At 49.6% G+C, this 12985-nt stretch carries 10 protein-coding genes; 9 read left to right on the top strand and 1 reads right to left on the bottom strand.

Annotation, left to right across the window (positions count from 1 at the left end):
- Nucleotides 1-23 precede the first annotated feature (23 nt).
- Both MP213Fo_RS07235 and guaD read left to right on the top strand, forming a co-directional pair.
- Nucleotides 24-1313, top strand: a complete 1290-nt coding sequence (locus tag MP213Fo_RS07235) for a urate hydroxylase PuuD (protein ID WP_421090942.1) — start codon at nucleotides 24-26, stop codon at nucleotides 1311-1313.
- 69 nt (nucleotides 1314-1382) lie between these two features.
- Nucleotides 1383-2705 (top strand): guanine deaminase, encoded by a 1323-nt coding sequence (gene guaD / locus MP213Fo_RS07230; protein WP_421090941.1) that lies wholly within the window; start codon nucleotides 1383-1385, stop codon nucleotides 2703-2705.
- 51 nt (nucleotides 2706-2756) lie between these two features.
- Here guaD and MP213Fo_RS07225 read toward each other — a convergent pair whose 3' ends face one another.
- Nucleotides 2757-4094 carry an MFS transporter gene (locus MP213Fo_RS07225; protein WP_421090940.1) on the bottom strand — a complete coding sequence of 446 codons (1338 nt, stop codon included), beginning with the start codon at nucleotides 4092-4094 and terminating at the stop codon, nucleotides 2757-2759.
- Nucleotides 4095-4710: 616 nt separating this feature from the next.
- On the opposite strand from MP213Fo_RS07225, the gene MP213Fo_RS07220 reads away from it, so the two are divergent.
- From MP213Fo_RS07220 to phoU, 7 genes are all read left to right on the top strand, one after another.
- Nucleotides 4711-5685, top strand: a complete 975-nt coding sequence (locus MP213Fo_RS07220; RefSeq protein ID WP_421090939.1) for a DMT family transporter — start codon at nucleotides 4711-4713, stop codon at nucleotides 5683-5685.
- Between the two features lie 269 nt (nucleotides 5686-5954).
- Nucleotides 5955-7028, top strand: a complete 1074-nt coding sequence (locus tag MP213Fo_RS07215; protein ID WP_421091060.1) for an AI-2E family transporter — start codon at nucleotides 5955-5957, stop codon at nucleotides 7026-7028.
- Between the two features lie 213 nt (nucleotides 7029-7241).
- Nucleotides 7242-8300 carry a PstS family phosphate ABC transporter substrate-binding protein gene (locus MP213Fo_RS07210; RefSeq protein ID WP_421090938.1) on the top strand — a complete coding sequence of 353 codons (1059 nt, stop codon included), beginning with the start codon at nucleotides 7242-7244 and terminating at the stop codon, nucleotides 8298-8300.
- A gap of 83 nt (nucleotides 8301-8383) precedes the next feature.
- A complete protein-coding gene (gene pstC, locus MP213Fo_RS07205) occupies nucleotides 8384-9877 on the top strand; it encodes a phosphate ABC transporter permease subunit PstC (RefSeq protein WP_421090937.1) in 1494 nt (497 codons plus the stop codon).
- Complete coding sequence (pstA, locus tag MP213Fo_RS07200) at nucleotides 9874-11205, top strand: phosphate ABC transporter permease PstA (RefSeq protein WP_421090936.1); 1332 nt, start codon at nucleotides 9874-9876, stop codon at nucleotides 11203-11205. Before pstC ends, pstA begins: the two co-directional genes overlap by 4 nt.
- Before the next feature lie 127 nt (nucleotides 11206-11332).
- Complete coding sequence (pstB, locus tag MP213Fo_RS07195) at nucleotides 11333-12106, top strand: phosphate ABC transporter ATP-binding protein PstB (RefSeq protein ID WP_421091059.1); 774 nt, start codon at nucleotides 11333-11335, stop codon at nucleotides 12104-12106.
- A 57-nt stretch (nucleotides 12107-12163) separates the two neighbouring features.
- Nucleotides 12164-12886 carry a phosphate signaling complex protein PhoU gene (gene phoU / locus MP213Fo_RS07190; RefSeq protein ID WP_421090935.1) on the top strand — a complete coding sequence of 241 codons (723 nt, stop codon included), beginning with the start codon at nucleotides 12164-12166 and terminating at the stop codon, nucleotides 12884-12886.
- Nucleotides 12887-12985 lie beyond the last annotated feature (99 nt).

Raw genomic sequence — 12985 nt, 5'->3', positions numbered from 1 at the left:
TGCTGCATATCGGGGAGGAATGCATGTTTGAACTGGCACTTGCGTGGGACTGGCTTGGCTTTGCTATGCGCTGGTTACACGTTATTACCGCGATTGCGTGGATCGGCTCGTCTTTCTATTTCATTGCTCTTGATCTTGGCTTGCGCAAAGCCCCCGATCTGCCGCCCGGTGCTTATGGCGAGGAATGGCAGGTGCATGGCGGCGGTTTTTATCATATTCAGAAATATCTGGTGGCACCGGCACGGATGCCGGAAGACCTGATCTGGTTTAAGTGGGAATCCTATGCCACATGGCTGTCGGGATTTGCGCTGCTTTGTATTGTCTATTATGGCAGTGCCGATCTTTATCTGATTGATCCGCAAGTGCTCAATGTTTCACGCGGGACTGCTATTGCGATTTCGCTGGCATCCATTGCCGGTGGCTGGGTTGTTTATGATCAGCTGTGCAAATCTCCGCTTGGCCGTAACACCACGCAGCTGATGGTGATTTTATATTTCGTTCTGGTGGCAATGGCATGGGGCTATACGCAGCTGTTTACGGGACGGGCAGCGTTTTTGCATCTTGGCGCATTCACGGCAACAATCATGTCTGCCAATGTGTTTATGATCATTATCCCCAATCAGAAAAAAGTGGTCGCCGATCTGATTGCGGGGCGCAAAGCTGATCCCAAATATGGTGTGATTGCCAAACAGCGGTCTACCCATAATAATTATCTGACGCTGCCCGTGATCTTTCTGATGTTGTCGAACCATAACCCTTTGGCTTTCGGCACCAAATATAACTGGATCATCGCTTCATTGGTGTTTCTGATGGGGGTCACAATCCGCCACTGGTTTAACACCCGCCATGCGCGCAAAGGCAGCCCGACTTGGGTCTGGCTGGCAACGGTACTGTTGTTTATCGTGATCATGTGGCTCTCCACAGAACCGAAGCAACTGGAAAATTCCGGTCAGGCGCAAGCTTCAACAATGGCTTCACCACTTCAGCAAAGTTTCATTAACGTGCCGGAATTTGACATGGTTCGCGATACGGTGCTGGGGCGCTGCTCGATGTGCCATACTGCTGAGCCGGCATGGGAGGGTGTGCTGGTCGCACCCAAAGGTGTGGTGCTGGACAGCGACATAAGCATTGCCGCTCATGCACGGGAGATTTATCTGCACGCGGCGCGTTCTCAAGCTATGCCGCCAGCCAATTTGACCGGCATGACTGTGGAGGAGCGGCTGCTGTTGCGGCGCTGGTATGAAACCGCATCCGCCGCTAAAGCAGTTTCAGGAAAAGTGGGAACAGGTTTTCCGGCTTCAATAAAAAATTAAAACGCTCTTACAACTGACTTTCAATCGGGTTGATTGATCTCATATGTGTTTTTAAGCGGGGATTTTACGATGTCTTTAACTAAGCCAGTACAGTCCGGTCAGCATCTTATTCGTGGCCGTGTTCTGAGTTTTACCCGTGAACCGCAAGATATCAGCGATACGACCAGCTATCAGTATTATGAAGATGGCGCGGTGCTCATGGAGGGCGGGCTGATTAAAGCTGTTGGCGATTATAGTGTTGTGGCGAGTGAGACATCACCTGACACCGGCATCACAGATCACCGCCCGCACCTGATTTTACCGGGCTTTATTGATACGCATATTCATTTTCCGCAAGGTCAGGTTGTGGCCTCTTATGCGGCAGAACTGCTTGATTGGCTCAATGATTATACATTTATCGAAGAGCAAAAATACGCTGATGAGCAATTCGGTGAACACATTGCTGAGCGCTTTATTGATGAATTACTACGCCATGGCACAACAACGGTGGCAGCCTATGGTTCGGTACATCCGCAAAGTGTGGATGCATTTTTCCGTGCCAGTGAAAAGCGAAATATGCGTAATATTGCCGGCAAAGTGATGATGGATCGCAATGCACCATCGGCGCTGTGTGATACAGCACAATCGGGTTATGACGATACCAAGGCGTTGATTGCGCGCTGGCATGGTAAAGGGCGGCTGGATTATGCCATATCACCCCGCTTTGCGATCACATCAACACCGGCACAGCTTGAAGCATCGCAGGCGCTGGTGCGTGAATATCCGGATTGTTATGTGCAGACACATTTGTCGGAAAATCATGCTGAAATCGAATTCACTTGTTCCTTGTATCCGCAAGCGCCTGATTATACCGGCATATATGAGCATTATGGCTTGCTGGGGCGCAAAACTTTGCTGGGCCATGCGATCCACTTGTCGGAGCGTGAGGTCACAGTGCTGGCCGAAACTGGCTCGGTTGCTGTATTCTGTCCGACATCCAATCTGTTTCTTGGTAGCGGCCTGTTCGATCGGGATGGTTTGCGGGCTGCTGGTGTGCGGATTGGCGTAGCCACCGATATTGGTGGCGGCACCAGCTGGTCAATGCTGAGAACACTCGATGAGGGCTATAAAGTGCTGCAATTACGCGGCCAGCGGCTCAATCCCCTGTCATCTTTTTACATGATGACGCTGGGCAATGCGCGGGCCTTGTCGATGGAGGATAAAATCGGAACCGTGGAAGCGGGCACCGAGGCAGATCTGGTGGTACTCAACAGCCGTGCTACCGCTGCAATGCGGTTGCGCATGGATGCAGGCTCAAATCTGGCGCAAGAATTATTCTTGCTGCAAACACTGGGCGATGACCGCGCCATTGTTGAAACCTATATTGCAGGTAAGGCTTGCAAACCGGCATGAATAAAAACCGGCCGGATTATGATATCCGGCCGGTTTTTTTGTCAGATCAGATTAATCTTCATGAATATGACTATGGTCACGGGTTTCTTTCATTCGGATATACACGATCAGTGACAGACCGATCATGATAGTCACATACCAGAAGAACCAGCTCTCATAGCCCGAGATTTTAAACTTCAGCGCCACCCATTCTGCGGTACCACCGAACAAAGTGTTGGCCAGTGCATAAGGCAATGCCACACCGAGTGCACGGATATGGGCAGGGAACATTTCTGCCTTTACCACCGCATTGATTGAGGTGTAGCCGGTCACAATAATCAGGCCGGCCATCGACAGGCCAAACGCCATATACGGATTGGTGGTTGTCGAGAGCGTGGTGAAAATCGGATAGGTAAACAGCACGCCCATAACACCAAAGCCAATCATCAACGGCTTACGGCCGACACGGTCCGAAAGCGCACCGGCTAATGGCTGGATCAGCATAAAGACCAGCAATGCCAGCGCCGTAATTTCACTGGCCGATTCCTTGCTGAAACCGGAAGTGTTGACGAGGAATTTTTGCAAATAGGTCGTGTAGGTATAAAATGCCAGAGTACCACCGGCAGTCAATGCCAGTACGGTAAAAGCTTCTTTAGGGTAATGGGTAAACAGTGCTAGGCCGCTTGAACGGGGCTTATCGCCACCTTTGGCATTATTAAATGACTGTGTTTCAACCAAACCGCGACGAACCCAGAACACAAAAATAGCCAACAGACCACCGATGAAAAACGGAATACGCCAACCCCAATCACCCAGCTGTTCGGGAGTGAGAAGACGTTGCAACACCAGCAAGACACCCAGTGCGGCCAGCTGACCGGCAATAAGGGTTACATATTGGAAGCTGGAGAAAAAGCCGCGACGGTTTTTGCCGGCCATTTCACTCAAATACGTAGCACTGGCACCATATTCACCACCAACACTCAGCCCTTGTAACAAACGGGCAAAAACCAGCAATGCCGGCGCCATCACGCCGATTGTTTCATAGCCCGGTGTCACAGCGATCATCAGTGAGCCAATGCACATCAAAGTGACGGATAGTGTCAAACCGGCTTTACGGCCTTTACGGTCAGCGTAAATACCCATGATCCACGCGCCGATCGGGCGCATTAGAAAGCCGACAGCAAAAACCGCAGCCGCACTTAGCAACTCGGCTGTCTGGTTACCTGAGGGAAAAAACTTAGGTGCGAAATAGAGGGTAAAAGCGGCATAAACATACCAGTCATACCATTCTACCAGATTACCGGCAGAACCGCCGAGAATAGACTTAATGCGGGTTTTACGGTCCAGTTCAACTACAGGACCATTTCCTGCCAGATCATTGACCGGCAGAACATTGTCTGAATGAGACATTTAAAATCCAATCTTACACCAAAAAGCAACGCCTGACTGCTGGCAGCAACAGAAGCCAGCGAGAGAAAACGCCTTGGGAGGTACGTTTGTTCCGCCATGCCTGGTACTGTCTATTTATGTCATGGAGGGAGGGTTGCTGTTCTCCTAAATGGAAACGAAAAAATACTCTGTCAAAATGAATAACCGGCAAAGTTACATCAACACTAACCAACTGGTAGCAGCGCATTATCCGGCAGGATCATCCTGACTCACTTAAAAGTCCGGCAGGATCATCCTCACTCCATTAAACGTTCGACAGGATCGTTCTGACCTAACAAAAATACAGCCTGAAAATACCCGCGACAGAGATTTTTTGACTTTAACGTAAACGACGTATGATGATAAAACGGCTTTGTCTACTGATTTAGGCATCTTTATGCAGCTTGCCGACGCATTATTTCGGCTTGTGAAATATTCGTGCGTATCATTGTTTTCAAATGTTATAATATTGCTGTTGTGCGTAATGGTGGAAATGCATGCACGTAATATAGATCAAAAATTTATCGGAAAATGAATTCAACCTGCTTGTTTTCCCGTTAGGAAACAGTAACGTCACGCGCACATAACGGCGTGTATTATGCCCGATGTCACATGCTGCTTGTGGGAGAGCGACAGCCTGTCCGGATATCTCTCCGAAAGCACAATATCCCGCAATATTCCGGCAGATATGCTGGCGCTTGATGACAGTGACATTATGAATACGCAAACGAACAATCTTCAGGCCGCTCTGATTGCCTTTATTGCCTTCACGGCATTTTCAGGCGCAGATACAATTGTCAAAACATTGAGCGCCCGTGTTGGTGTTTATGAGACGACCTTTTTATTGTCCGTTTTTGCTCTTCTGTTTATTGTCAGTCATGGTGCCTTGAGCGGGCAGGTCAGGCAATTGGTTCCGAGCTATCCCAAGCTGGCTTTTGGCCGAGCGCTGCTGTTATCCATGAATACTCTGCTGATTTATTATGCTTTTTCAGCTTTGCCTTTGGCTGAGGCTTATGTGCTCGGTTTTCTGTCACCAATTTTTGTCGCCGTTGTTGCCTTTATCATGGTGGGGGAGCGGCTGTCATTACGGGGCTGGATCGGGGTTATTCTCGGTTTTGCCGGTGTAATATGGGTCTTGCAACCCGGTAGCGCCACGCTTTCTGCCGGTCACTTTGCTGCTTTAGGTTCAGCGCTATTTTTTGCCATTGCGCAGGTTATGCTGCGGCGTGCAAAAAACGATGAGTCCGATAAGGCACTGGTTCTGGCATTACTTATTGTGCAATCGGTTTTTGCAGGGCTGTTGGCATTGTATAATGGCTTGGTACAACCTGTATGGCAGGATTTGGGCTTAGCAGTGCTTGGCGGTGGTTTAATCGCTTTCGCACAGACGATGATTGTGAAGGCTTTCCGGCTCGGCTCAGCCTCGGTTGTTGCACCCGTTCAATATAGCCAGATTATTTGGGGATTGTTCTATGGGGCACTGCTGTTTAATGCACCGGTTGAGCTACATATGCTGGTGGGGGCGGTTATTATTCTGATCTCAGGATGGTTAGTTCTTCAGCAAAAGCGTTGATAAACATAATATTTCGGTATTTTTGTCGTTTTGGTTATTTGAATTTACTATATTGACGCCGCCTGCTTCTGCCTTATTTCATAGTGAAACAATAAAAATATTCCTGAATATGAAGCGGGGGCAACCGGATGGCACAGCGAATTGAAACGTCTGACAAAATGACGGCTGATTCTGTTGGACGGGATGAGCTGATATATCCTGCTGCCGCAGGGGCTGCAGAAAGCGGTAATCTGCAAACTCTGATTAATTATGTGCGTACAGGCCGTGCTATGTTAATTGGCATTTTCCTGATGATGCTGGTTTATGCGTTATATTTCGGACGTGATTTTTTCATGCCGGTAACACTGGCCATTTTGCTGGCTCTGATGCTGACACCGATTGTACGGTTTTCTAAAAAGCGGCTGGGCATTTCCGAGGCGTTTTCTGCAACATTACTGGTGGTTTTCTCTTTTTCATTTGTTGGCATGACCGGTTATCTTTTGAGCGGTCCCGTCACGGAAATGATTTCTGAAGCACCGGAGACCGGCCGTGAACTGACGGCAAAACTGCATCGGTTGCAAACACCTGTTGAGCATCTTCTGAATATCAGCAAGCAGGTCGATCAGGTTGCGCATATGGGGCAAGATCCTAAAGTGCAGACTGTTGCCCTGGCGCAGCCCGGAATCCTTTCGCAAGCCGCCGGTAATGTGCTGTCGGGCGGCACGACGATTGCCGTAACATTCGTACTGACATTATTTATTCTTGCGTCAGGCACCATGTTTTATGAAAAAATTGTCCAGTCTTTTGGCAAGCTCAGTGAAAAGAAGCGCGCGCTACGAGTGGTTTACGATGTCGAACAGGTTATTTCCAGTTATCTGCTGACTATCACTCTTATCAACGGTGCATTGGGGCTGGCGATTGGCCTTGGCCTGTGGGCACTGGGTATGCCAACGCCGTTTGTTTTTGGCGTCATGGCTGCGCTTTTGAATTTTCTGCCTTATATCGGCGCGATGGCAACCATAGTCATTGTCGGTATTATTTCCGTCGTCTCCTTTGATCAAATTGCTTATGCGCTGCTCGCACCGGCCTTTGTGCTGACCTGCAATATTATTGAGGGGCAGATTGTAACGCCAACCATTATCGGACGGCGTCTGGAGCTCAATACAGTTGCGGTTTTTGTCGCGGTAGCTTTCTGGTCGTGGTTGTGGGGTTTTATTGGTGCATTGATTGCCGTGCCGTTGCTGGTTGTCATAAAAGTGTTTTGTGATCATTTTGAAGCCTTGCGACATGTTGGCAATTTTTTATCGGCACAGGCTGTAGAAGAAGATGAGGCTGAAGAGGATGAAAAAGCTAAAACAGCCTAACTAGCTATTGTTACAATAGTTTTCTTGAGGATTTTATATCTGATATTAAAAAGCCGTTTCCTTTCTACAGGAAGCGGCTTTTTTATTACCGAAAGCTGAAATACGCTTTGATACAAACCTGTAATATTAGTGTCATATAGCTGTAATATAGAGCGGTTAGATCGCTGGTAACGCCCAAAACGTTATCACATTCTTTCAACTGGAGCTGCTCCTATGAACAAGCTGATTACAACGACCGCTGCCTTGGCAATTGCTGCTGTAGCCGGAACTCTCGCTGGTGCAAATATTGCCCAGGCACGTGACCAAATTCAGGTTGCCGGTTCATCAACTGTTCTGCCTTACGCCAAAATCGTGGCTGAAACTTTCGGTGAAACCTATCCGGATTTTAAAACGCCGGTTATCGAATCCGGTGGTTCAGGTGCAGGTATCAAAGATTTCTGTAAAGGCGTTGGTGAAAACAGCATTGATATCGCCAATGCATCGCGCGCAATGAAATCGACAGAGCTCCAGTCCTGCATTGATGCAGGTGTAAAAGATGTGCAGGAAGTACGTATCGGTTATGATGGTATCGTTTTTGCTACCGATATTAACGGACCGGATTGGAAGCTGACGCCGGTTGATGTTTACAAGGCTGTAGCCGCGCAGATCGTTGTGGACGGCAAGCTTGTAAGTAACCCGTATACCAAGTGGAATGAAGTGAACTCCGCTCTGCCGGATTGGGATATTGCCGCTTATATTCCGGGTGAAAAACACGGAACACGTGAAGTTTTTGAAGAAAAGCTGCTTGCTGACGGTTGTAAAGAAAGCGGCGCGCTGGAAGTTATCAAGGCCGGTGGTGCCGATGATAAGGCAGCAGCTACAACCTGTATCGCAGTGCGTAAAGACGGCAAGGTTGTTGATATTGACGGCGATTACAGCGAAACACTGGCACGTATTAGCGCCAATAAAAGCGGCGTAGGCGTTTTCGGCCTGTCTTTCTATGAAAACAATGCCGACAAGCTGAAAGTTGCGACCGTGAACGATATCGTTCCGACCGCTGATACAATCGCTAAGGGTGAATATCCGGTCTCACGCCCATTGTTCTTCTATGTGAAGAAGGCGCACCTTGGCGTTATTCCGGGCCTGAAAGAATATGTGGAATTCTTCCTTTCTGATCAGATGGTTGGTGATGAAAGCCCGCTGGCAGATTATGGTCTGGTTCCGGCACCTGAAGCTGAGCGTAAAGAACAGCGCGATGCTTTTGCTGCGGGTACAGTAATGCAGGTTAAATAATTCGTTGATAATCCGGATGCAGAAGCTTGATGGTTTTTGCATCCGGATTGTTTTTGTCCGTAGACGGTGATCAGGGAATTTAAATGTCGATCATGCTGGTCTTAACAATTGTGATTGCGCTGGGTCTGATAGGGTTTTTCCTCGGGCGGGCAAAAGCGATTGCACAATTGAAATCCGGAGCTGTGAGTTCCGGAACAGCGAACAAAGAAAAACCCCATTCCCGTCCGCATTATCACGGATGGTGGGTCTTTGTTCTGACTGTGATACCCGCGCTGGTTTTGCTTATTGTCTGGACTTTGAGCGCAACCGTCTATCTGGAACAGTCGGCTAAAGCGCAGTTGCGGGCGAGCCTCGGCAATTCTGAAAGCTACAGCGAAAGTCTGTCGCTTGGTATGGTCAAAAGTTTAGCCAATGGTCTGAACCGTCTTGAGCCGCAACAACGTGAAAATCTCCCGCAAACCTATTTTGAAGTCCGCGGTCTTCTGGCCGCTAAAGGCGTAGCGCTGGCCACTGAAGGTCAGGATGTGATGGTGCCGGTTGCTGTGCACTGGAACAAAGCAACAGCTATTTCTGACACGATCCGTGCCGTTTTGACTATCGCTTTGGCAATCGCCGGCTTTATCTATGGCTGGCTGTCAATTGCGCCGCGTGTGCGCGCCCGTAACAATGTGGAGCGCATTGTATTGTGGGGGCTGATCGCAGCATCCACCATCGCTATTCTCACAACCGTCGGCATTGTATTTTCAATGCTGTTTCAAACGATCAATTTCTTTAGTGCTGTTCCGGCCCATGAGTTCTTCTTTGGTACAGTCTGGGATCCGCGTTTTGCGGCAGCGGGCGCCGAAGATTCACATGGCCAGTTTGGTCTTATCCCGCTGCTCGCCGGTACCTTATACATCGCGCTGGTAGCTATGGTGTTTGCAGTGCCGGTTGGACTGTTCGCTGCCATCTATATGTCTGAATATGCGGGTGCCCGCACCCGGGCAATTATCAAGCCGCTGCTGGAAGTGCTGGCCGGTATTCCGACTATTGTGTACGGTTTTTTCGCGCTGGTAACAGTCGGGCCGTTCTTGCGGGATCTGAGTGCCGCAATCTCAGGCGGGCAGGGCTTTATCATGGCGCAGAGCGTGCTTACTGCGGGTCTGGTCATGGGCGTGATGCTGATCCCGTTCGTGTCTTCTTTGTCCGATGACATTATCACTGCTGTGCCGCGCTCGCTCCGTGACGGTTCTCTGGGCTTGGGCGCAACGCGGTCTGAAACCATCAAGCGGGTTATCTTGCCTGCTGCTTTGCCCGGCATTGTCGGTGCGCTGCTGCTGACTGCATCCCGTGCAATTGGCGAGACCATGATTGTGGTGCTTGCAGCCGGTGTTGCTGCCAATCTGACGATTAACCCGTTTGAAGCGATGACAACAATCACCGTTAAAATCGTTAATCAGCTGACGGGCGATCTTGAGTTCAATTCCCCGCAGACTTTGGTGGCATTCGCACTGGGTATCACCCTTTTCTTCCTGACATTGCTGATGAACATTTTTGCGCTCTATATTGTGCGTAAATACCGGGAGCAATATGAATGACCGACGCTGTTTTCACTCCCCCGAATACACCGCAGAAATCCACATCAACCGCACCGGCACGCCGTGATATCGGTATCAAACGCCGCTATGCTGCCGAACGCCGCTTTCGCATGTATGGTGTGGTTGCGATTGCCATCGGTATTTTCTTCCTCTGCGCTTTGTTTTTCTCGGTTTTTTCCAAAGGCTACACAGCCTTCTGGCAGACAACGATTGAAATTCCGGTGCTGCTGGATGAACAGGTTATTGACCCGACCAATCAGCGTCAGATCAATCCGAATGTGCTTGTCACCGCCAATTATCCGCTTCTGGTGCGTAATGCATTGGCAGAAAAACTGGGTGTTGATAAATCCAACCGCCCAGCCATGCGTGATCTGACACGGTTCTACTCAGATGGTGTGCGCCTTCAGCTGCGTGAAATGGTAGCCGGTGATCCTAAGCTGATCGGTACCACACAAACAGTTAAGCTGCTGGTTGCTGCTGACATTGATTCCGCTAATAAAGGTCAGATTGATCTCGGCGTTGATCAGTCCAAGCGCAAGGTCTCTGATCTGCAGGTCGGCTGGATGAAGACACTGAAGGATGAGGGCGTGATGCGCCAGTCCTTTAATACCGGCTTGTTTACGATGGGGGCTTCGAGCCGTCCGGAAACCTCAGGTCTTGGTGTGGCTTTGATCGGCTCACTTTATATGATGGCGATCGTGCTGGCCTTTGCTCTGCCGATCGGTGTGGCAGCATCGATTTATCTGGAAGAATACGCCCGTAAAAACCGTTTCACCGATATTATTGAAGTGAATATCAATAATCTGGCAGCGGTTCCCTCAATCGTATTCGGTCTGTTGGGGCTTGCGGTCTTTATCAACTTCTTCGGGCTGCCGCGCTCAGCCTCGCTGGTTGGTGGTCTGGTGCTCACATTGATGACCCTGCCAACCATTATTATTGCCACGCGCGCAGCTTTGCGTGCGGTGCCACCATCGATCCGCGCTGCGGCATTGGGGCTTGGTGCATCCAAAACGCAAGTGGTGTTTCACCATGTCTTGCCGCTGGCAGCACCCGGTATTCTCACCGGTACGATTATCGGTCTGGCACAGGCATTGGGTGAAACTGCACCTTTGCTGCTGATCGGTATGGTGGCTTTTGTGGCCAATGCGCCGGTAACGCCAATGGATCCTGCAACGGCTCTGCCGGTTCAGATTTTCATGTGGGCGAATGAAGCAGAACGTGCTTTTGTAGAGCGGACATCAGGCGCAATCATTGTGCTCCTCCTGTTCCTTGCTGTGATGAACATTATCGCTATCATTTTGCGTCGCCGCTTTGAACGCAGATGGTAAGCTAAAGTAGCTTCAGGAAAAGTGGAAACCGGTTTTCCGTCCGAAACTACGATAGCACAAAGAGGCAGAGGATACGGTCATGAACCTGATGAATGATTATATGCTGGAAAAAAAACTCGGAGAAAAGATGAACGCCTTGCCGAAGAAAATCAAAATGCGCGGGGAAAAGGTCAAGGTTTTTTATGGCGAAAAACAGGCTTTGCACGGCGTTGATCTGGATATTGAAGAGAACAGCGTTACCGCGCTGATCGGGCCTTCAGGCTGTGGCAAATCTACCTTTTTGCGCACGCTGAACCGCATGAATGATACGATTGAAGGGTGCCGTGTTGAGGGGCTTATTACCCTCGATGGCGGTGATGTTTATGACCCTAAAATCGATGTGGTGGAACTGCGTGCCCGTGTTGGCATGGTGTTCCAGAAGCCAAATCCGTTTCCAAAATCGATCTATGAAAATGTTGCCTACGGGCCGCGTATTCACGGTCTTGCCCGTACCCGTACGGAGCTCGATGAGATTGTTGAAAAAAGCCTGCGTGGTGCCAGCCTGTGGGAAGAGGTCAAGGATCGGCTCAATGATGCCGGTACCGGTCTTTCGGGCGGCCAGCAGCAGCGCCTGTGCATTGCCCGTGCGATTGCGGTGAGCCCTGAGGTGATCCTGATGGATGAGCCTTGTTCGGCGCTTGATCCGATTGCCACGGCAAAAGTGGAAGAGCTGATGGATGAGTTGCGTCGTGATTATACGATTGTGATTGTGACCCACTCTATGCAGCAGGCGGCACGTATTTCGCAAACGACGGCAATGTTCCACTTAGGTAATCTGGTGGAAGTGGGGGATACGGATATGATGTTCACCACACCGAAAGAAAAACGTACTCAGGATTATATTACCGGCCGTTTCGGCTGATCCTGCCTCAAGGTTTTATATCCTCTGGCAGTAGCAATTCAGTATAAGGAAATCTCCATGGCGTCGCAGCATACAGTTACATCCTATGATGAAGAGCTGAAGTTTCTCGCCCGCAAGATTGCCGAGATGGGCGGTCATGCCGAACGTATGGTTGAGCAGTCGGTTAAAGCCATTGTGACTGCCGATAATGCGCTGGCACAGCGCGTGATCTCGGAAGATCTGATCCTTGATGCCGGTGAACGTGAGATCGACGATAAAGCGATTATGATCATTGCCAAACGCCAGCCTATGGCTGTGGATCTGCGTGAAATTATTGGTGCAATCCGTATTTCAGCTGATCTGGAACGCGTTGGTGATATGGGCAAAAACATTGCCAAACGTGTTGCTGCTGTCTCTGAAACCCGCCAGTCGGTTAAGCTTTATCGCGGACTGGAAACGCTGGCAGAACTAGCGCGTACCCAGCTGAAAGATGTGCTGGATGCTTATGCAACCCGCTCTGTCACGCAGATCAATATTGTACGCGACCGTGATGATGAAATTGATGCGATGTACACATCGCTGTTCCGCGAGCTGCTCACTTATATGATGGAAGATCCGCGCAATATTACGGCCTGCACACATTTGCTGTTCTGTGCCAAAAATATTGAACGTATCGGTGATCACGCAACCAATATTGCCGAGACGGTTTATTATATTGTGACCGGTAATCAGATGCCGCCGGATCGCCCGAAAGACGATTTCAGCCATGATGTCGTACTTGACGAACTGCATAAAAACTAAAGACGTCTTATGCCTGCTGTGAAGCAGGACTGTCGGGGGCGCATAGCATTTATTCAATGTATTTCAGACCATCACACTGATGGCCTGAAATATAAACGC

It is taken from the genome of Pseudochrobactrum mosebachae (genome assembly GCF_048914685.1).
GTDB lineage: Bacteria > Pseudomonadota > Alphaproteobacteria > Rhizobiales > Rhizobiaceae > Pseudochrobactrum.
This window is presented reverse-complemented; position numbering and strand designations above follow the sequence as displayed.